This is a genomic window from Paenibacillus sp. GYB004 (assembly GCF_036577605.1).
In the GTDB taxonomy this organism is placed as follows: domain Bacteria; phylum Bacillota; class Bacilli; order Paenibacillales; family NBRC-103111; genus Paenibacillus_AB; species Paenibacillus_AB oceani.
The window spans coordinates 177,707-198,864 of sequence record NZ_JARBDB010000004.1; the positions used below are offsets into that span (position 1 = coordinate 177,707).

The window sequence follows — 21,158 nt, forward strand, 5'->3', positions numbered from 1 at the left end:
ACCGCTATGGCAAGCGCCTTGCTTGAACTTCAGGATATGGAAGTGGCGTTTACGATCGGGAAGAAGACCTATCCGGCGCTGCAGCAAATTTCGTTTCAGGTGAAGGAAGGAGAGACGGTCGGAATCGTCGGGGAATCCGGCTGCGGCAAGAGCTTAACGTCGTTGTCCGTGATGGGCTTGCTGCCCGAGACGGCGGCGGTGACCAAGGGCGGGATCGCGCTGGGCGGCAAGTCTATGGAGCCGGCTTCTCCGGAAAGGTGGGGCGCGGTCAGAGGCAAGCAGGTATCGATGATCTTCCAAAATCCGATGTCGGCGCTGAATCCGCTGATGCCGGTCGGCAAGCAGATCGCCGAGATGGCGATGACCCATCTGTCCGTCTCGAAGCCGGAAGCGAAGCGGCTCGCCACGGAGATGATGGTCAAGGTCGGCCTGTCCCGGGTGGAGCGGTTGTACGACGATTATCCCCACCAACTCTCCGGGGGCATGATGCAGCGGATCATGATCGCGATGGCGCTCATCTGCAGCCCGAAGCTGCTGATCGCCGACGAGCCGACTACGGCGCTCGATGTGACGATCCAGGCGCAAATCCTCGATCTGCTGCGCGAGATGAACCGCTCGACAGGCACCGCCATTTTGTTGATTTCCCACGATCTGGGGGTCATTCGCGAAGTATGTGACCGGGTGATCGTCATGTATGCCGGGTATATCGTCGAGGACGCTCCGGTCGGGGATATTTTGGATCATCCCAAGCATCCGTACACGGCGGGGCTGCTGCAATCGCTGCCGGGCGCAGACAAGCGGGGTCGTCCGCTGTATACGATTCCCGGCCGGGTGCCGGCGCTGGCCGACCGGCGGTCCGGATGCCCGTTCGCGGGACGCTGCCCGAGTGCAACGGACCTGTGCGAGTCGGTCGCCCCGGATCTGCTGCAGGCGGCCGCCCATCACCGGGTCCGGTGCCACTTGTATGCGAACGGCGGGAGGGCGGTATGACGGAGGCGCTCATTCAAGCCAGCTGGCTGACCAAGCATTATCCCGTTCCGAGGCAGAAGCTGTTCGAGAAGCGGCACATGCTGCGGGCGGTGGACGGTGTTTCGTTTCGGATCGCCGAGGGGGAAATATTCGGACTGGTCGGCGAAAGCGGCTGCGGCAAATCGACGACGGGCCAGCTGCTCGTGCAGCTCGTGAAGCAGACGGGCGGAGAGCTCTTCTACCAGGGCCGGAACATAAGCGAGCTGTCGGACGGCGAGATGAAATCGCTGCGCAGAGACATTCAGATCGTCTTTCAAGACCCGTATTCGTCCCTGAATCCGAAGAAGACGATCGGCTGGATTCTCGAAGAGCCGCTGATCATTCATCGGATCGGCGACAAACGGTCGAGGCGGAAAATCGTCGCCGAGACGCTGGAGCAGGTCGGACTCGACCCCAGCTATGCGGGCCGGTATCCGCACGAGCTGAGCGGAGGACAGAGGCAGCGTGTCGGCATCGCCGCGGCTCTCGTGCTTACGCCCAAGTTCATCGTCATCGACGAGGCCGTCTCCGCACTCGACGTATCCGTGCAATCGCAAATTTTGAACCTGCTCAAGGAGCTGCAGCAGAAGCGGGGATTAACGTATTTGTTCATCTCCCACGATCTGAACGTCGTCGAATATATCAGCGACCGGGTAGGCGTTATGTATTTGGGGAAAATGGTGGAGATTTTCACAGTCGGCGAGGCAGGGGACGGGCCGCTTCATCCTTACACGCGGGCGCTCTTCTCGTCGATCCCGGACGTGAAGATGAAGCGGGAACGGGTGACGCTCCAGGGCGAGGTACCGAGTCCGATCCATCCGCCCGGCGGCTGCGCGTTCCATCCGAGATGTCCGCTGGCGACGGACAAGTGCCGCGTAACCGCTCCGGAATTAAGGCGTGTTGCGACCGGGCACGAAGTCAGCTGCCATTTATACGAGGAGGCGAACGATACACCGTGAAATTGGGCGTCATATCGGATTTGCATGTGGATCTTAACGAACTGGGCGGCGAGCCGCCGATCGAAGAAGCACTGCTGGAGGTCGCCGCCGAGCGCGGCCTGGACGGCTTGATTATTGCCGGAGACATCTCGAACGATATGAACCGCAGTCTTGCCGTCCTTCATGAATTGAAGGAACGGTGCGGCTTCCCCGTTATGTTCGTTCCGGGCAATCACGATTACTGGAGCAAGGACAACGGAATCCGCGATACGTGGCACATTTACCGGCAATTTCAATCGTTCGAAGGATGCTTGAGCGAGAGACCCTACGAGCTGGATAACGGCTGGGTCGTCGTCGGCGGCTCCGGCTGGTACGACTACACGATGGGAGAGCCCGACTACTCGTTCGACGATTTCGAGCGGATGCATGCGATGGAACGGACGTGGCAGGACAGCATCTATGTCGCGTGGGGGAGGAGCAACCGCGATATGCACCGGTACTTCTACGAACGTCTGGAGCGGGAGCTGGAGGAGCACCAGGGCAAGCCGATCGTGATAGTTACGCATATGCTGACGCATCCGTATTTTAAAGTGCCGATGCCGCATCCGCAGTGGTCGTACTTCAATGCGTTTCTGGGAAGTACGGAGTATGCCGAGCTCTACCGACGTTACGGGGTGCGCTACGGAATTATGGGGCATGTCCATTACCGGAAACGGCACACGGATTGGGGAACGGAGATGATCTGCGCTTGTCTCGGATACCGCAAGGAGTGGCGGAAGGCGTCTGCGGTCGAGGAGATCCGGGACTGCTTGCAGACGATTGTTTTGTAGCTGCCGCCGGGAACCAACAGGGCATCAGTGAAAACCGTCAGGTGCCCTTTTTTACAGAAAGGAACGGCAATTGACTGGCGTCGAGATGGAATCGGCGTCAGTTTTCGTTGTTGTTGTTGTTGTTGTTGTTGTTGTTGTTAAGGAAAACCCGTAATGGACATGATTGCAGCTTAGAAAGGCAAAAACGGAAGAGTTGATGGCTAACGGACAAATGAGAGGCTTACGTTGCTTTAATTGCTATTTGCGCTGGATAATCTGCTTCTTAGGTGCATGAATGACCGTTAGAAATGAAAAACAGCACAAACTGACGTCTAAGGTGTTGTGATGTCCGTTACTGAACAGATCCGCTAAATTTTCGTGATTCGCCGAAGCTTTTGGGCTGTACAACGTTCCAACCCCCGTTTTTTTGATACAATAGATTAGATTACGATTAGGGGAGGTTGAAAATGGTACGGTTACCAAAGTATATTCATAACTCACAGGGTACACTGTGGTTGACCGAGGACGAAAGGGACAATTTGAAAATCAGCTACCGCATCAAGGAAGTATTGTTTGAGGAATCGAGCCCGTTTCAGCACGTGATGGTGCTGGATTCGTTCGATTTCGGTCCCATGCTCGTGCTCGACGGCGTCGTGCAGACGACTTCGAAGGACGGGCACATCTACAACGAGATGATTACCCACGTTCCGCTAACGGTCCACCCGAAGCCCAAGGATGTGCTGATCATCGGAGGGGGCGACTGCGGCGCCGCCAAAGAAGCGGCCAAGTATGAGGGGGTCGAACGGATCGATCTGGTCGAGATCGACGAAGCCGTCGTGAGGGCCAGCAAGCTGTACATGCCGGAGGTGTCCGGCAATTTGTCCGATTCCAGAGTCAAGTATCATTATGCCGACGGCGTTGATTTTGCCAAGAAGCAATCCGCCGCCTACGATGTCATTATCGTCGATTCGTCCGATCCGGTCGGACCGGCGCAGCAATTGTTCGAACCCGCCTTCTACGAAAGCCTGCACCGGGCTTTGCGCGAAGACGGCTTGATGGTATGTCAAAGCCAATCCCCGATTTTCCACGGCGACGTTTTGGAGCAGACGTACCGCCGGATCGGGAACATTTTCCCTTACTGCCGCCTATACACGGCTGTCGTACCGACTTACCCGGGGGGCTTGTGGAGCTTTACGATCGGCTCTAAGCGAGAGCTCCCCGCTCCGGAACGAATCCGTTTCGATAAATCAGCGTTGTATGCAAACGAAGAATTGATTCGCCGCTGCTTCTCCCTGCCCGCCTTTCTGAAAGAGAGGCTGGAGCTTCCGCTGAACGTGAGCGCGGGCCTGGCTCAATAGCCGGGACCGGGGCGGGCGCGGAAAGCGAAGCCGTGCGGCAGAATCGCATAAACGACAAAACGGGAGGATGGCCGTTCGGCCACTCTCCCGTTTTTTGTTAGTTGAAGTGTAGTTTGCCTATGTTCTAGCGGTCCATCAAACCGAACTGGATCGCCAGACGTTTCAGGATAACGACGGCTTGCGCGCGGCTCGATTGCTGCTTCGGCTCGAACGCGTCGTCGCTCATCCCGTTCATCAAGCCTTCGGCGACAGCGAAAGCGGCCGCATTTCTTGCCCAGTCGCTGATCGCGGAGGCGTCTGCGAACGGCTGCAAGGCGCTCGCTGCTCCTTTGGCAGGCTGGCTCGTGACGAAGGCGGCAGCGCGTTCAGCCAGAACGGCCAGTTCCTCGCGGCTGATCACCTGGTCCGGACGGAACGAGCCGTCCTCATAACCGTTGATCAGTCCGGCGCCGGCTGCCGCGGCTACCGCTTGCGCATACCAGTCGCCCGAACGTACGTCGTTGAACGAAGCGTCGTCTTGGTGGTCGGTCAGACCGAGCGCACGAACGAGAAGCGCTGCGAATTCGGCCCGGGTAATCGGGCGGTCAGGAGCGAATTCGCGATCGGTAACGCCTTTGGCCAGCATCTTGGAGGCCAGCAGATCGATATCGGCCTGCGCCCAGTGGCCTTGCGTATCCTGGAAAGCTTTGTCGGCTGCGACAATCGCGTACAGGCTGTTGCCGGTCCGCTTGATCGTTACGATCGTTTTGCCGTCCGCTTGCTTGAAGCGGGCCGGAACGAACGTCATCTCCCCGGTGGCCGGATCGAATACGACTGCGGTTGCATAGCTTGGTACATCGCCCGAAAGGGCAATCGAGCGCTCCACGTACCGGTTGCCGAAATCACGGACTTCCAGCGACTCGCTGCCGGCTTGGACGAGGATACGGAAATCGTAAACGTCCCCGATTATTTCGCCGCCTTCCGCTTTTATCGCATCCGCGACAGGTTTTGCATCCGCTCCGGATTTTTTCTCGATCGCGAGCGTAACTTGAAGGTCGTCCGCTTTGGCGCCGAGCCTGGCGGCCAGCGCAGCGCTATCAAGCAGATCGGCCGGCAGCTTGTAGCTGACATCGCCGACTTTCACAGTAAGTACCGCGCCCGCTACCGAATCGGCGGCCTTGACGAGATCTTGCAGAGAAAGCGTCACGAGAGCGGTCGGCTTCGTGGCCGGCACTTCGACGACGATTTCTTTCGCTGCGCTGCCTTGCTTCTTCAGCGCGTCCAGCGCTTGAGCGATCGCCTTCGCGTCCAGGGCTACTTTCATGGCCGGCTTGCCTTGAGCGTCGGTCGTCTCGGATGCGGTCGAAGGCAGGACTACGCCGCCGTCAACCGGCTTCGGCTCCGGAGACGGTGTGGACGGTCCCGGTCCGAACCCTCCGCCGGTGGAAGGGGAGGTCGAATCGTCCGGCTCTTCCGTACTGCCCGGCGTGTACGTCAGCTGGATCGACTTCTCGTTTGTTTTCATTCCATCGACATAAACGGCGAAGGTGACGGTATTGCTGCCTTGCTGCAATTGGACGGTCCCGGTGAAATCACCGTTCGCAGCGACTGCGGCGGCCGTATTGTTCAAGCTGACGGCGACATCGGTTCCGGCTCCGAGCAGTTTGACATGCCCCTTGATCTGCGGATAAGCGGTCGATACCGTCTTGCCGTCGTACGCCATATATCCGGAAAGGGCGGCGGCCCGGATGTCGTCCCCGACGTTGTACGAATTAGCTACGAGCTGGCGTTTCGTGCGTACGCCGTTCTCGTCGAGCGCGGAGATGACCATGCCTCCCGCAGGAATCGCACTGTTGTTGTCCTCAGGTGCACCCCAGTTCCAGCTGATCGCCTGCGTTTTATTGGCGATTTTCGTTACTTTGCCGGTCGCGTCGGCTACGACTTCGACGCCGAAGCGGTTCGCGCCGGTCGACGTGCCGAACTCTTCGTTGTACACGTTCAAGTCGCCGGAATTCCGGCTGACGTTGTAATAGCTGCCTTCGATAAAGGAGGAAGGATTACCCGGCATACTCATTCCGATCTGATAATCTTTCACATACGCTTCGTCGTCGATGGACGCCTTCACAATCGGCCAGTTGGCGAGCGAAGCGTCAAACAGCATCAGGCCGTTCGAGCCGCCCAGCGCCGTTTGGAAAATTTCCCGCTGCAGGGCGGGAGACTGCAGATCCGCCAGCGCCATCCCGGCGTACAGCGGCACTTCGCCGTTCGTGACGATCGAGTCCAGTGTCAAATACCGCTGGATCTCCGGCGTTGTGCTGTAGTAAGTGCCGACCATCAGGAAATCCAGCGCATGGATATATCCGGTTTGATAATACTCATTCGTATAGATCGAATCGTTCGGGAACTTCAGACGGCTGTCATAGCGGAAGTTTTTGCTTCCCCAGTGAACCCCGTTCAAGTAATAAGATTCAAACCAGGCGCCGACATAGGCCGACGTTTGGATCTTTTTCCCTTTGGAGGACGAGTAGCGGTCGACCAGGTCGCGCGTTTCCTCCACGAAGCTGGAGATCGTGCCGGAGCGGAACTCCCACCAGTCCTGGAGAAGCGGACCGTCCACCCGTTTGCCGTCGACATAACGGAAAATATCGTCCGGCCATTTCGTGAGCGTCTTGCTGCGCTGCTGCAGGAACGTTTCGAACTTCGCCTTCGTCAAATCGCTGAAATCGGCGGTTTCGTTATCGTAACGGCCGCGGTCGAGAATGATGCCGTCGACGTTGTAGTTTTTCAACACTTCCTCGAACGTCTTCAACTGGTAGTCGCGGACTTCCTCATTCGAAGGATTGACGAACAGTACCGCTGCGCCGCCGGAACCTCCAGTTAGCCCTTTTTGGCCGTAGGCGCTTTCTCTCAGACGTTTGATTGCCCCGTTGTCTTCCGGACGGAAAACCCGTTCTTCCCAGTCCAGATGCTGATCGATCACGGCAAAGTCTTTCACCGCGATGGACCCTTCGGCGAATACGTTAAAAGCTGCATGTACTTTCAATCCGAGCGCATGGCCGTGCTGCAAAAACAGCTCCAGCAAGTCCAGATCGGGATTGGAGCCTTTCCGGTCGCTGGCTACCATCTCGCTGACGTAAGGGCGGTGGGTCAGATCGCTTTGTTTGTAAGAGACGTAACCTTCAACCCCTTTGACGTCAAACGCGATGTCGGTCACGCCGGCTTCCTTCGCTTGGGTAAGGAAGTGAAGGACGCTTTGGCTCGACTGGAATTTCTTCGCGTTGGCCGCCTGGTCGACCCACAAAATGATCTGCTTGTCCGAGGTCAGGGAAGGCCGGCTGAATACGACGATCGATTTGCGTTCCAGCTCGTTTCCGTTTTTGGACAAGACGGCGTCGAGATAATTCGGTCCGGCCGCGAGCTCTGCGGTATGCTGGAACGTGCCGTCCGGTTGCAAGGCGACCGTATTGCCGCCGATCGTCAGGGAAGCGCCGGTCGGATTCGTAATTTTACCGGCGATCGTCGTCCGCGTATCGGCTGTCGTAAACATCGAGAGTCCGTCCAGTTGCATCCTAGGGACAGCACCTGTACCGCTCATCAGGTCGGTGACAGAGACGACGTTGCCGTTTTTGCGCAGCTTCACCAGATCGCCGACTTTGAATTTGGTCGCCAAATATTTCTTGATGTCATACGAGTTGTAGCTGTTGTCTTGCGCCATGACGACATAGCCGCCTTGCGGAATCTCCAACTCGCCTCCGACCCACGACGGCGCGCTGTTGCCGCTGGCCGGATTGATCATCTTGGTTACTTTGCTGTCCTTGTCTACCTGAATCGCCACGTTAAAGGCGGGTACTTGAATTTTCGAGCCGTATTCGGGAGTGAACAAGGCAATAATATTGGATATGCTTGTCACATCTTTGTCGATGTAGTTGATCGGTTTCTTCGGTCCTTCGACGACGATCGTAATGTCCTCCGGAGGAGCCTCGATCTCGATCAGGTCGCCGCTCTGCTTCTGATACACGAGCTGCAGCTTCGTTTCTTGCAGCACGACGGCATTTTTCAGCAGTTGGACGGATACGGTATTGCCACCCTCGACCAGCGTCACTGTCTGGCTGAACGCTCCGTCGGCCCCGACCGCAACCGGCGTGCCACCTACTGTGACGGACAGCCCGGCATCCGGCTTATAGTTCAGCACCTTGCCCTGCACATTGTACGTGGCCGTCGTTACCGTCGCTCCCTCTGCCCCTTGGACTTGCAGGCTCGGCAGGTTCAGGACGTATTCCGGGGTGACCGGTGCTCCGCCGTGCTGGAGGAAAACCGTATCGCCCGCTTGGAACGCATGGTACAGCGCTTTGCGGAAATTTTTACTAGCCCAGCTGTTGTCGGAGGCCAGAATGATGAACCCGCCCGGCGGAATCGCGACAGTTTGATCAGGTTCCCATGCTACAGGCGCGTTGTTGGTCGGATTGAGGCCTCCGGTTGGGCCTGCGACCTTAAGGACGACGCCTTGTGCGTCCACCTGGATCGCTGCGTTGTTCTTTTTCACTTTCACCACGTTGCTGTTGCCTGCCACATTGGTGACCGGCGTCCCGCTTGTAAAGATCGCGAGATAGTCCGATTTCTGAGGATTGTCCACATCGATGTTAATGTGGTTTACTAACAGCTTCTTGCTTCCGTCCTGCGTCACGGCATACACCGCATTGCTGACGGCAGCGCTTTCATCGCCGCCCGCCGCTTGCGCCGTCGTTCCGAGATTCGGAAACAGCGAGACTAGCAGACAGACGACGAGGAGCACGCTCCACCTGGCCTTATTTCTACGCAATTTTTTCCACCTTCCCTTTTCTGGTTGTTTGGAATACGGTTTCATTATAGGTGGGCGCAGTATCCTCTTATAGAGCAGATGATGACAACTTTTGGCACTATGATGACATTCTCATTCAAGTCCGCACTTCGGCGGGACTCCCCCGAAGCCTTAGTGTTACGGAAGTCCCGATAGGCTCGGGACGTTGGAACTACTTGTACTGCCGGTGGAGAAAACGGCTGATTTTTTTTCTGATACAGCTATTGACCCTCCTCTGAGGGGAGCCCCTAAACTGGGTTCAGGAAAGGAGCCAATCGATATGCTTTATACGGTTAAGGAAGTATCGCCCCTAACCAACGTAACGGTCAAAGCGCTTCATCACTACCACAAGCTCGGCCTTCTCGTCCCCTGCGAGCGATGCAGGAACAAAATGAGCATCTGATAGAAACGTACGGCTACGATATGCTGGATTCGGTGGAAGTGGATGCCCAAAGTATGAATGCAATGGCGGAAGAAGCCGCGGCATTTATGACGGGCGTGGCCAAGGCGCTGCGGAACGGCGTGAAGTGCAAGGACGACGCCTTGCTGCGGCTTATCCGCGGGCATCTGGATTTTCTGAACAAGCAGGGAGTGTCGGTAACCGCCGGGGAGTTTGCATCGCAAACCCGTTTTTTCCTCCAGGACGACTTCCATCTGCAGATGCTGGAAGGTCAGCAAGTGGGCTTGGCGTATTACCTTAGTGCGGCGGCGGAATGTTATGCGGCGGAAGAACGGAAATAGCTGCTTGCGAGCAGGATAAACGTGCTTAGAAAGGCTGCCGATTTGATTGGCGGCCTTTTGGCGTTTCGCTGGGATGCGGCATAGAAATGGAACTTGACTGAACGGAGGAGGAAAAATTATCCTGATGATAAAGAGCGAAATTTCCGTGGTCGGCCGCAGCTTCAATCGAATTTGTATGAAGCCGTGCTTCATCCGGGGCCCTGGATGCCGGTACCCTCTCCGGGACATCTGATGGGAAGAGGCGCTATCGGGCTTCCGAAGTATGTTCACTTTCCCATTACGGCTGCTTTTTAAGTTTTTGCAAAACATTATTGGTAAAAGGATGTGATTCCAGTGAAACGCCATATCGGGCTTTTTATGCGGAGTTTAATTCTTGTCGTCCTGTTGTGCGGAACTGCTTCGGTCGCTCACGCGGCGAATTCTTATGTGCGGGTTTCTGTGACGGACGATCCGGTCCGGACCAACGGTCAGCTTATAGATAATGCACACTCCAAATATCCGTTTATCACTTACGGCGGGATTACGTATTTGCCCTTGACGTGGGACAATGCGAAAGCGCTTGGCCTCAGTCTGAGCTGGGACGCGGACGCAGGTTTGCATATAGATTCAGCATCCTCGCCGGCTTATGGAACGTCCGCTGGTTGGACGAAACCGGCCTTCAAGCAGGACTTGTCCGCAAGCCGTTTACTGCCGGCCAGCTACACCGCTGCCAAATCGACTTACCCGATCTCGATCGCGGGGGCGAGCATCGATAACAGCCTGGAAGAGTATCCTTTTCTCGAGCTTCAGGGGATTACCTACATGCCTTTGACATGGGATCTTGTGCACGATCGGCTGAAGCTGACGATTTTTTGGGATCCGGAGAACGGCTTGAACATAATCGGCGGTCAGCGGCAGGTACTGGGGAATATCGTATTCGACGATGAGAATGATTTGTATATCTCTCCATCGCTTGTACCGGCGGCTGGGCCGGGTATTCTGGTTAAAGTAAGCAAGTCGCTGGCGGACAAACCGGTCTGGCTTAGCAAAGCGGAATCGCAACAGGTACAGGAGCAGATCAAACAGACTCGATTGGCCGACCCTTCTCGCGGAACAGCGACGGAGGTGGAGGAGCGCGAGGATGGTCTTTATTATAAGGGGCTTAAGCTGCTCGAAAAAACGGAGATGGCCGATCCTTCGGGAGTTTCGTCTAAGGTTGAGTTCAGCGGGACCCTGTTCCAATTGGATGGCAAGCGGTCGCTGCTAGCTGTTCAAAAGCGATTCGTTTATACGTCGAATTCCAGACTCGAAGGATTCTTGTACCTGTATTCCGAAGGAAAAGCCACGCTGTTGGATAAGTTGCAGCGGGTTCCGGATAAAGTCATTCCGAATGAAGACGGCAGCTATTGGATCGCTACATATATGCAGGATCGAACGTCGTTTAACATTTCTCAGCTGGATCAACTGGACACGTATGGCCGTCTTCACAATATGAATATCGCATGGAATAAATTGGGCGTCATTATGGTTGGTTTAGGGAATTCGTCCCCCGATTTCGGTGAAAGCGGCTATGCCAATCCGCAAACGGAGGACGACCGCATCTTCGTTCAACTGACCCCGTATCCGCTGGACGGGGAACGCCCGATGATCGAAGCGGGCCTGTACGCGGTCGATTCCGCTCAGAACCTGACACTGCTCAGTGAGCCGGTACCGGAGTCGGCCCAGCTGTATGTAAGCAGCGACAAGCAGCTTTATTCGCTGGGGGAAAGGGTCAACACGATCCGCAATATCAGCACCGGGGAAGCGGCCATGTGGTACGATTATGAGCTGCTGGAGGCGGAGTGAGGGAAGAGACTTCCTTTTTTCTAGATCAATTCACACAACATTTAAACCGTGTTCGGATTTCGGACAATGGTAAAGGCTGTCGATTCAATGTGGACAACCAAGTGGAAAGGGAAAAGATTACCTTCTGGCGAGTTTTGTCTGGAATCCCCTACCTTACAATCCTTATTCAATCAAGGGATTCCGGACAACCTGTTTGAGCAGAAGAGGGTAACTTTTCACTTGGAACGCCCTACTAACACTTCTACACAATGAATCGACAGCCTCAAGGGCATCCTCTTAAAAGAAAGCATTGCTCGTGCAGCCATAATACATAACTCATGAAACCTGTGATCCGTAGGAATAGCGCTATTCTTACTTAACGAGGAGGATTGGCATGAGCCCTCACTACAGAAGAGCCTCTCTTCAAGATGAAGACGAATTATTCGCTCTAGCGACACGCCTGGCGACAAGCTTTACCCTCCGCAGGGCGGATTTCTCCAGGACTTTCCGACATGTGATGACGGATGCCCATGCGGATCTGTTCATTGCCGAGATGGATTCTAAACTGATCGGATACGTATTGGCTTATCACCATTCAACCTTTTACGCAAACGGAGTTGTGAGTTGGGTGGAGGAGCTATTTGTTGCAGAGGCGTACAGAAGAATGAACATCGGCAAGAAGCTGATGGCTCTGGTGGAGGAGCAGGCCGCCGCTCGAGGTTCCAAGCTGGTTGCTCTTGCGACTAGAAGAGCCGGCGAATTCTACAAGTCTATCGGGTATGAGGAGTCCGCCGCTTATTTCAAGAAAACGCTCCCTTACCGGTACGAGCAGGAGTGAAGCAATTTCCATGATCATTCAAGAAATGAACGACATCCTAAGAGAGCGAATCCGGGATTTTCGAGGGGCCATTGTTGTGTCCAGAGGACGAGTCCATGCCTTGGATCAATTGCCAGGGTATGCGGCGTGCATCGCGGATGAGATCAAGGGACTTATCATGTATAACTTACAGGATGACGAGTGCGAGATCGTGTCTTTGGACAGCAAGCTGGAGGGTCAAGGAATCGGAAGCCAATTGATAGATGCGGTTGTCCGCCGGGCCCAAAAAAGCAATTGCAGCAGGGTATGGCTGATCACGTCCAACGATAATACAAAGGCGATCCGTTTTTACCAGAAAAGAGGGTTCGATCTGATAGCGGTCCACCCGCACGCGATAACGGAAGCTAGAAAGGTAAAGCCATCGATCCCGCTCATCGGCTTCGACGGCATCCCCATTCGCCACGAAATCGAATTTGAATACCGGTTATGACCGTAACTTGCGAGGGGAAGCAGATCTGTTCGATAGCAGACTGCTTCTTTTCTATGCACGTCAGATATAGATTCTTCACCGTGGCCGAGGAGGAAGGGGCATCGCCCTTTGTTGAGCGAGCAAGTGTCGCAAGCGGCTCATAAAGCATGGCCGTTGGACAAACCGCCTTTATTCGTATCGATCGTCCTCCAATGCCGAAAATAAAGGGTGCCAGAGAGACTGTCGATTCATTGTGTAGAAGTGTTAGCAGGCCGTTCCAAGTGAAAAGTTACCTTCTTCTGCTCAAACAGGTTGTCTGGAATCCCTTGATTTCATAAGGATTGTAAAGTAGGGGATTCCAGACAAAACTCGCCAGAAGGTAATCTTTTCCCTTTCCACTTGGTTGTCACATTGAATCGACAGCCTCGCCAAAGGCTCCTATTTGGTTAGTCAGCTCGTACGCGCTGCGTTTCAGCGCAGCTAAACATGATCTGCTCACCAAGATGAGGGAACGGACTTCAACCGGAGTCGAGCTGTTCCGCAAAACCTCATCACCAAGCGGCTGGAGCGAAGGACCCCATTTCCTACTGCGCACCCACGTGTGGGTCTGCACGAGAAAAGACATTCCGGACGCACCATACTTACTATTTACCCCTAAAAAGCATCTATTTCCCATTTGTCATATGACAAAGTAATGACACCGATCACTATGGGATAACCGCGATATGAATTAAGATTAGTCGAACCCTAATTAAAATGCTGAAATGGGGGCTTCACCTATGTCGAGATCGAACTGGCAATCGGCAGCTTTTATTCGATTGGTGAAGAAGCGGGATATGTACAGATAGCCTATGTGGAACTGTTATTGGGACATCGATGTTCTTCTGACAGTTCCATAAGAGGGTTACTCCAACAGCGGATCGTCTGCCTGGGAGTAACCCTTTTCAGATTCCTATGCGCTTCAGGCAGCTCGGCCGTTCAAGCGCGCAGCCGCTTCATCTCGAACATCGCATGGTCTGCAAGATTGATGAGCGCTTGCCCTTCGGCGGCGTCTGCCGGATAATAGCTGACTCCGATGCTCATGCCAAGAGGCAAGTTTCCGTATTTCACGAGAAATGACGCGAATTGATGCTGCATCTGTTGAACTGTATTCTGAACGTCCTGCGGGGACGGAGAACGGCCGATGAATACAATAAATTCGTCTCCGCCCATACGTGCGGCCACGCCCCGGTCTCCGATCGTTTCCTGCAAAATCTGGGCCGCCTTTTGCAAAGCTTCGTCGCCTGCCAGATGCCCGCGGGTATCGTTCAATATTTTGAGCTTGTCCAGGTCGATCAGAAGCAGCGCCAGCGTCTCCCGATGCTGCTCCGCATACTGCAGGGCCTCGTCCAGACGTTCATAGAAATATCTGCGGTTCGGCAGCCGGGTAAGCGGATCGTGGTAAGCCAAAAACCGGATCTCTTCCTGGTGCTGCTTCTGGGCCGTAATGTCGCGCAAAATCAAAAGGACATGATGCTCATTGTCCACCCAGACGTAATCGGCATTGACGAGCAGGGACATCCGCTTGCCGTTATGTTGAATTTCGGATTCATATTGCTTGATCGGCACTTTGGACGTTATGCGGTTTTTAATCTCGGCGTCAAGCAAATGTGTAATTCGGACGTTGTCTATGTCCATGGAACCGAACAACTGCGAGGCTCCCGGGTTTGCATTTTTGATCCTGCCGCTGCTGTCGATCAGGAGAATGGCGTCGGGATTGAGCTGAAACAGCTTCTCAAACCGTTTGTCGTACAAATTCAAGAAGTCGTGTTTCTTCATCGTATGCCTCAAGAAGTAACACCAGACGATGCCGCTGTACAGATAAGGGTAAGGCGGCAGAATATCTCCGTAGTTGATGTAACCGAACGCGATATGCCACAGGATGGACACGGCCACCCCCCAGATCAATTGGTTGTAGATCGACCTCTGCTCGGGGATGACCGATCTGGACTTGGCGATCAGAAGCGGGATCAGATAAATAAGATCGGTGAAAATGCTAGCTGTCATTGCTATATAGTAGCCGGCATTATAGACGGGCAGCTTCCACAAACCGGCTTGAGTAAATTCTTGAGCCGCTATGAAGCCTGCTCCCGAGGCCAGATTGACGCCGGCAAACAAAAGCGGCAAGTAAAAGATGTAGGGATATAAAAACCGCGGCATCTTTTTGTCAAGCTGCGAGAATTTGATCAGAAAATGAAAGCAAAGGCCGGGGATCACGATCCCCACGCTGCTCAGCCAAAGCGACGAAAGAACCGGGCTGTATTCGATGGATACTTGGTTTCTCACATATTCTTCGACGAACAGCAGCATGTAGCAAACGGCGATTAGGGATAGCAGAATGTGTTCCGTTTTTTTCTGATTCCGCAAGAGTACATCCGCAGCCATGTACATAAAAAATAAGATCGGTATTCCGTGTGTGAACAGCAGGGTAAACGCATCTTGTATATTCATGGGGTTCACCAAATCTTTCCTGGGTAGTAAACGAAGGAGGTGTGCCTTACCTATTGTAAACTATTTTAAGAGATTCGTTTTATGGAAAATTTAAATTTTGATATGATGTGCGTAAAGCTACAGTTTCTATATGACAAAGCAGGTGAATCATGTTTCAGCTATTGGGATATCAAGTTGTCGAGAAAATCGGAAGCAACGAGACTATAAGCATCTATCGCGTTTTGCGGACGAAAGACAATGCCCGGTATATAGCCAAAACGACAAACGATAGCTCCGCAGGAACAGAGACGGCTGCTTTTCAATATGAATACGAAGGGCTGCTTCAATTAAAAGGGAAAGGCGTGCTGGAGCCGGTAAGTCTCGAAACGGCTGCCGACCGTCCTGTTCTCCTCTTCCGGGACCCCGGAGGCACAACGCTGGCCCATCTGCTGCATACGCGAAGAGCTTCTCTCAAACTGCCCGCTCTTCTGGAAGTCGCTATTGCGCTGGCCGATTGCATCCGGGAATTGCATCATGAGCAGATGAGGATCAACGAGCTGACGCCTTTTCATTTTATGATTAGCGATGACCTGACGAAAGCGAAGTTCATCGATATTCGGTCGTGCTCCACGGATAGCCGTTCCTTCTCGCGCGTTACGCGAAGAGCGGCCTCCGTTCTGCCCTATTTGTCTCCGGAGCAGACGGGACGAACGGGGATGGTCCCCGATTACCGTTCGGATTATTATTCGCTCGGCATTTTATTATACGAGTGGTTTACCGGCAGCTTGCCGTTCCAGTCGCCCGATGCGCTGGACATCGTGTACCACCATATCGCGACCACGCCGGAGCCGGTGTATCTCAAAAATAAATCGATACCCAAAATGGTCTCGGATATTGTTGCCAAATGTATGGAGAAGATGCCCGACGCCAGGTATATAAGCGCTTACGGCATCCGGTCGGACCTGCAGGAATGTCTGGTTCAATTGCGAGTCACCGGCAAGGTGCAGCGTTTTCCGCTGGCGAATCATGATGTTTCCTATACATGGGACAAGCTGGAGGGGCTGTTTAACAGGCGGATTGAGCAGCAGATGCTGGTACAAGCGGTTCAGCGCGTCTCGGAGAGCAACAGCGCCGAGATCGTCTGGGTCAGCGGACAAGCCGGACTTGGGAAAACGTCCCTGATTATGGAGACGATCCGCACGGTGGTGCCTGCCCACGGTTATTTTGTGTCGGGACAATGCCAAGCTGCGTCAGACGGTAATCTGGCTCCCTATAGAGTGTGGAGGCAAGTGATCGACCAGCTGGTGTCGCACTTATTAACGGTAGGTGCCCTTCAGTTGGAAGAATGGAAGCGTCACCTGGTGGAAGCTTTGCAAGGGGACGGGCGGCTGCTGATCGAGATGGTGCCGAGATTCGCTCTGCTGATCGGCGAACAGCCCGCAGTGGCAACCGTGTCCGAGGCGGACAGGCGGCGGAAGCGGCATGCGGCCATGAACCGTTTCTTTCAAGTGTTTTGGCGGCGGGATCAGCTCCTGGTTTTGTTTCTGGACGATCTGCAGGACTGTGACGAAGCTTCGCTGCGTTATGCGGCCGATCTGATGAGCGACCCTGCTGCCGAGCGCCTGTTACTGGTTGGAGCGTACCGGGATAACGAGCTGTCTGCACAGCATCCGCTTAGAACGCTCATGGAGCGTCTGGAGACGAACACGCATGTGCAGACGATTCACCTCTCTGCATACGGGCACGCGGAGCTGAAACGATCGATTGCCCGGCTTCTCCAGGGGAGCATTGAAGGAATCGATGAGTTAGTGGATGTGCTGCTGCTTAAGACGGAAGGAAACCCCTTATACCTGAAGCATACTTTTCAAGCGTTGCTGGACCGTAAAATGATCGCCTTTGACGAACAGGAGCGCATCTGGAATTGGAATATCCGGAGCATCGCGGATCTTAGCGTTCACGAGTCTCTCGCCGCTTCACTGTCGGATTCGGTCGGTCTGTTGCCGGATCGGGAAACTTATATTCTTGGAAGAGCGGCTTTTCTGGGCAAACAATTTCATCTGCCGATACTCTCGATTATTACAGGCGTGCCGGGACAGCAAGCGGCGGAATGGGCGAGGAAGGCCGCCCGCCAGCGGCTCATCCAGCCATCTTACGGGGAACCCGATTCCTACAGGTTTCAACATGACCAGATCTGGCAGCGGGCGTATGAAGCCGTTCCCGGGCAGGAGCGAATGAAGCTTCACGGGGAGATTGGCTGGCTGCTGGCCGCGCGGATGACGGATCATGCCGACGTGCGTCTGGATGAAGTGCTGTATCATCTGAACCAGGCTGCAGCACATATTACAGTCCCCGCGGAAAAGCGAAAGCTGGCGGAGCTGAACTTGCAGGCAGGCTTGCAGGCGAAAGCGGCGCTGGAGCTGGAAGCATCACTCGACTATTTGCACAGAGCGGCCGATGCGTTGGACGAGCCATGCTGGCAGGAGGATTATCCGCTTATTTATCAGTTATACCGGGAGTGGGTGGAAGCGGAGTTTCAAAGCGGTCATCTGGATAACGCCGCAGGCCTGTTCGAGCTTCTGTTGGACAAAGTGAACTCCGACTCCGATCGCGCCCAAGTGTACATGCTGATGATCCAAATGGAGCTGAACCGGGAAAATCATAAAGAAGTCATCCGTCTGGGAGAGAAAACGTTACAGCTGTTAGGCATACCGTTCAGCACCGCTCCCGGTTACCCGCAATTGCTGCGCCAATTGATGCGGGTTCGCTGGAAGCTTCGCAAGCACCCTGTCGAGAGGTTCGACGCTTGTCCTCCGATGACCGATGAGCGTCGCAAAGCGGCGATGTCCGTATTCGTGTACACCGCTCACGCGACTTTCGAGAGCAATAAGAAAGGCTGGCTGCACAGCATTTTAACGATGCTGGAGATGACTCTGGAATACGGGCTGACGCCAGAGGCGTCGGAAGGGTTTGCGGGTTATGCGCTGCTGCAGCACTACTACTTTAACCGGTACGAGGATGCCTACAAGTGGGCGAGGTTAGCTTGCTCGGTGGCCAAAGACAACCCGAGATTATACGCCCAGGCTTATAACGTCTTCTCGCTCTGTTACCGCAGCTGGCGCAAGTATGAACCCCAGTTGCTGCTTCAATTTGAGGGGGATCACCAGAAACCTGCTCTGCAATGGAGCGATTTGGGACACTTTAACATGAGCATGCTTATTAATTGCGGGTTGTTGTTTCATTTCAGCTATCCGCTGCCATATATATACAACCAACTGCTGGCTCATTCGGCTCAATTGCGCAAACAGAATAATCCGACTTACTGGCAGCTGGCGGCGGTAACGGCGGATTTGCTTGTTACACTGATCGGACAGAAATCGCCTAACGACCCTTTCGAGCGGATCGATCCGGATGCCGGGCTGTTGACAGGAGAAGCGGTCAGGACTGCGGAGAAAGATATGATCCGAACGGCGACGACTTCCCGATTCGTTACCGGCTACATTATGGGGGATTATCGGAAAGCCCGGGCGGCGCTGGCCTCGACGGCGATAGAAGAGTCGGCGCATCACTATTACACTGTACTGGTGCTCAAACAATTTTATCCGGGCAGCAGCAGGCAGGAACAGGCGAAGCTCATGCAGCAAATCCGAAAAAGCTTACGACGGTTAAAGCGGCTGTCACGTAAATCGGCGGACCTGTATGAGCATAAATATTTGCTGGCTGCGGCGGAAGCGGCGAGTATGGGCAACCGCCACAGCCGGGCCGAAACGCTATATGAACAAGCGCTGGAGTCCGCCCGCGCCGGCAGGTATACCCACGACGAGGCGATCATCTCGGAATGCTTCGCCAAGTATGGAATCAGCCGCGACAAGCCGATGCTAGCCAAAATGTATATGAACCAGGCTTACGAGTCGTATCTGAAATGGGGGGCGCTCGCCAAGACGGCGGAACTGGAAGCGCGGTACGGCCACCTGCTGCCCAGGAAGCCGGCGCCGGAGACGAATCTGGAGCAGATTGACTACCGCTCGGTGATGATGTCCGCCCAAGCGTTATCCGGCGAGATGGAGATGGACAGGCTGCTTCATATGCTGATGCGCATTATGATCCGGAATGCAGGGGCGGAGTACGGGGCTTTGTTATTCCATGATGAAGAACAGTGGAAGGTGGAGGCGTACGGCACGATCGACAAGCTGAACATCGAATCGGTCCCGCTCTCCGAAGCGGACAATCTGGTTCCGACCGCCATTATTAGCTACACGGCAAGAACCCGGGAGACGCTCGTGCTTCATGATGTGGCGAGCAGCGAAATGTTCGAGCGAAGCGAGTATGTGAAAAACAACGGGCTCAAATCGGTGCTCTGCCTGCCCATTATGCATCAAAATAAATTAGTGTGCCTGCTGTATCTGGACAACAACCTGTCTACAGGCGTTTTCACGGAGAGCCGGCAGGACGTGCTGAAGCTGCTAAGCTCGCAAGGTGCGATATCCATTGCCAATGCCAAGCTGTATTCCGGTATGCAGCATCTGAAAAATAATCTCGAGGACCAAGTGGTCGAGAGGACGCGGGATCTGGAGAAGTCGATGCAGGCCACGTCGGAGGCGCTTGCGGAAATGACAGTTTATGCGGAACGGACGCGGATCGCGCAGGAGATTCACGATATTGTCGGGCATACGCTTACGTCGACGATCTTGCAGATCGAAGCAGGCAAGCGGCTGCTGCACAAAGATATGGACAGTGCCACGACCAGACTGGGTGAAGCGCAGGATCTGGTCCGCCACAGCTTGAACGAAATCAGAAATTCCGTCCACATGCTCAAGGAAGACAAGTATTACGATATCGAGGCGGCGCTGCAACTGCTAATCGAAGATACGGAGCGGAATACGGGGGTTCGCATTCATGCCGTCATCGACCCGATCTCCCACATCTCTTTTATGCACAAAAAGGTGATTTACCATGCTTTGCAGGAAGGGTTAACGAACGGCATCCGGCATGGCCGCGCCGACGCCTTCAGTTTCAGTCTGAGAGACGAAGGCTCGCAGCTGCTGTTCCGTCTTGCCGACAACGGAGCGGGCGGCGGGGAGATCGAGATGGGCTTCGGGCTTAAAATGATGCGGGATCGCGTAAGACAGCTAAGAGGCATTCTGGACATCGATACCGAGCCCGGCAAAGGCTGCATGCTGCGGATTAATTTTCCGTACGGAGTATAACGAATGGGGGCTGGCCTGTGATAACGATTGTGATCGCGGATGATCAGATGCTGATCCGAGAAGGTCTGGGGACGATTCTGAACCTGGAGGAAGATATGAGCGTTGTCGGTTTGGCCACGAACGGGCTGGAAGCCGTAGAGATGACGGCCCGGCTGCGTCCGAAGCTGGTCATGATGGACATACAGATGCCTCACATGGACGGGATTACCGCCTTGAAGCAGATTAAAGCAAGCTCTCCGGAAACGCTGGTGCTCATCTTGTCTACGTATCTCGAAGATAAATACATCGTCGAGGGCATGGCGAACGGCGCCAGCGGTTATCTGCTGAAGGATATGGATACCAACAAAATGATCGCGGCGATTCGGGATACCATGTCGGGCCAATACATCCTGCCGGCGTCCGTAGCGACCAAGCTGGTGCACAAAATAACGGAGCTGTCCAAAGGCCAGAGCGCTGCCGAATCGTGGAGCAAACGAATCGAACTGACGCAGCGGGAAAGGGAAGTCGCCGAGCTGATCGTGCAAGGTTATACGAACCGCGAAATCGCTTCGGAGCTCCATATCGCGGAAGGGACCGCCCGCAATTATATCAGCCAGCTCTACAGCAAGCTGGAGGTTCTGGACCGTGTGCAGGCGCTGGTGAGGCTGCAGGCTTTGCTGTAGGGGCGGGCGCGCGGCTTGGCCAGATAGAGGATAGTTCGGCTAAAGGAAATCTTTATTACCGAAT

Annotated in this window: 13 protein-coding genes; 11 read left to right on the forward strand and 2 right to left on the reverse strand. The window is 54.6% G+C overall.

Annotation, left to right across the window (positions count from 1 at the left end):
• Positions 1–6 precede the first annotated feature (6 nt).
• From PV433_RS02845 to speE, 4 genes are all read left to right on the forward strand, one after another.
• Positions 7–990, forward strand: coding sequence for an ABC transporter ATP-binding protein (locus tag PV433_RS02845; protein WP_332070681.1), 984 nt, complete (start codon positions 7–9; stop codon positions 988–990).
• Complete coding sequence (locus tag PV433_RS02850; RefSeq protein WP_332070682.1) at positions 987–1,967, forward strand: ABC transporter ATP-binding protein; 981 nt, start codon at positions 987–989, stop codon at positions 1,965–1,967. The genes PV433_RS02845 and PV433_RS02850 overlap by 4 nt, the downstream gene beginning before the upstream one ends.
• The gene (locus tag PV433_RS02855; protein ID WP_332070683.1) at positions 1,964–2,776 is read left to right on the forward strand and encodes a metallophosphoesterase; all 813 of its coding nucleotides are present in this window, start codon (positions 1,964–1,966) and stop codon (positions 2,774–2,776) included. Before PV433_RS02850 ends, PV433_RS02855 begins: the two co-directional genes overlap by 4 nt.
• 446 nt (positions 2,777–3,222) lie before the next feature.
• On the forward strand, positions 3,223–4,113 hold the full coding sequence (gene speE, locus PV433_RS02860; protein ID WP_332070684.1) for a polyamine aminopropyltransferase: 891 nt from the start codon (positions 3,223–3,225) through the stop codon (positions 4,111–4,113).
• 124 nt (positions 4,114–4,237) lie between these two features.
• On the opposite strand, the gene PV433_RS02865 is transcribed toward speE, so the two are convergent.
• Positions 4,238–8,911: an S-layer homology domain-containing protein gene (locus PV433_RS02865; protein WP_332070685.1), complete on the reverse strand. Its 4,674-nt coding sequence runs from the start codon at positions 8,909–8,911 to the stop codon at positions 4,238–4,240.
• 298 nt (positions 8,912–9,209) lie between these two features.
• Here PV433_RS02865 and PV433_RS34000 point away from each other — a divergent pair, with 298 nt between their 5' ends.
• The 5 genes from PV433_RS34000 to PV433_RS02885 all read left to right on the forward strand — a co-directional run bounded on the left by PV433_RS34000 (position 9,210) and on the right by PV433_RS02885 (position 12,780).
• Positions 9,210–9,332, forward strand: a complete 123-nt coding sequence (locus PV433_RS34000; RefSeq protein ID WP_442951467.1) for a MerR family DNA-binding transcriptional regulator — start codon at positions 9,210–9,212, stop codon at positions 9,330–9,332.
• On the forward strand, positions 9,308–9,670 hold the full coding sequence (locus PV433_RS02870; RefSeq protein ID WP_442951468.1) for a TipAS antibiotic-recognition domain-containing protein: 363 nt from the start codon (positions 9,308–9,310) through the stop codon (positions 9,668–9,670). The genes PV433_RS34000 and PV433_RS02870 overlap by 25 nt, the downstream gene beginning before the upstream one ends.
• 333 nt (positions 9,671–10,003) lie before the next feature.
• Entirely contained in the window at positions 10,004–11,494 is a 1,491-nt protein-coding gene (locus PV433_RS02875) for a hypothetical protein (RefSeq protein WP_332070686.1), read from the forward strand.
• A 373-nt stretch (positions 11,495–11,867) separates the two neighbouring features.
• Positions 11,868–12,311 (forward strand): GNAT family N-acetyltransferase, encoded by a 444-nt coding sequence (locus PV433_RS02880; protein WP_332070687.1) that lies wholly within the window; start codon positions 11,868–11,870, stop codon positions 12,309–12,311.
• 10 nt (positions 12,312–12,321) lie between these two features.
• Positions 12,322–12,780, forward strand: a complete 459-nt coding sequence (locus tag PV433_RS02885) for a GNAT family N-acetyltransferase (RefSeq protein WP_332070688.1) — start codon at positions 12,322–12,324, stop codon at positions 12,778–12,780.
• Positions 12,781–13,737: 957 nt separating this feature from the next.
• Here PV433_RS02885 and PV433_RS02890 read toward each other — a convergent pair.
• Positions 13,738–15,249, reverse strand: a complete 1,512-nt coding sequence (locus tag PV433_RS02890; RefSeq protein ID WP_332070689.1) for a diguanylate cyclase domain-containing protein — start codon at positions 15,247–15,249, stop codon at positions 13,738–13,740.
• A gap of 149 nt (positions 15,250–15,398) precedes the next feature.
• Here PV433_RS02890 and PV433_RS02895 point away from each other — a divergent pair, with 149 nt between their 5' ends.
• Together PV433_RS02895 and PV433_RS02900 are read left to right on the forward strand one after the other, a co-directional pair.
• Complete coding sequence (locus PV433_RS02895; RefSeq protein ID WP_332070690.1) at positions 15,399–20,432, forward strand: AAA family ATPase; 5,034 nt, start codon at positions 15,399–15,401, stop codon at positions 20,430–20,432.
• A 17-nt stretch (positions 20,433–20,449) separates the two neighbouring features.
• Entirely contained in the window at positions 20,450–21,094 is a 645-nt protein-coding gene (locus tag PV433_RS02900) for a response regulator transcription factor (RefSeq protein WP_332070691.1), read from the forward strand.
• The last annotated feature ends 64 nt before the right edge of the window (positions 21,095–21,158 follow it).

Bases quoted from the DNA above. Each gene is read 5' to 3' on its own strand.
- PV433_RS02845 (WP_332070681.1), top strand. From the start codon at position 7: ATGGCAAGCGCCTTGCTTGAACTTCAGGATATGGAAGTGGCGTTTACG.
- PV433_RS02850 (WP_332070682.1), top strand. From the start codon at position 987: ATGACGGAGGCGCTCATTCAAGCCAGCTGGCTGACCAAGCATTATCCC.
- speE (WP_332070684.1), top strand. From the start codon at position 3,223: ATGGTACGGTTACCAAAGTATATTCATAACTCACAGGGTACACTGTGG.
- PV433_RS34000 (WP_442951467.1), top strand. From the start codon at position 9,210: ATGCTTTATACGGTTAAGGAAGTATCGCCCCTAACCAACGTAACGGTC.
- PV433_RS02870 (WP_442951468.1), top strand. From the start codon at position 9,308: ATGCAGGAACAAAATGAGCATCTGATAGAAACGTACGGCTACGATATG.
- PV433_RS02880 (WP_332070687.1), top strand. From the start codon at position 11,868: ATGAGCCCTCACTACAGAAGAGCCTCTCTTCAAGATGAAGACGAATTA.
- PV433_RS02885 (WP_332070688.1), top strand. From the start codon at position 12,322: ATGATCATTCAAGAAATGAACGACATCCTAAGAGAGCGAATCCGGGAT.
- PV433_RS02890 (WP_332070689.1), bottom strand. From the start codon at position 15,249: ATGAATATACAAGATGCGTTTACCCTGCTGTTCACACACGGAATACCG.
- PV433_RS02895 (WP_332070690.1), top strand. From the start codon at position 15,399: ATGTTTCAGCTATTGGGATATCAAGTTGTCGAGAAAATCGGAAGCAAC.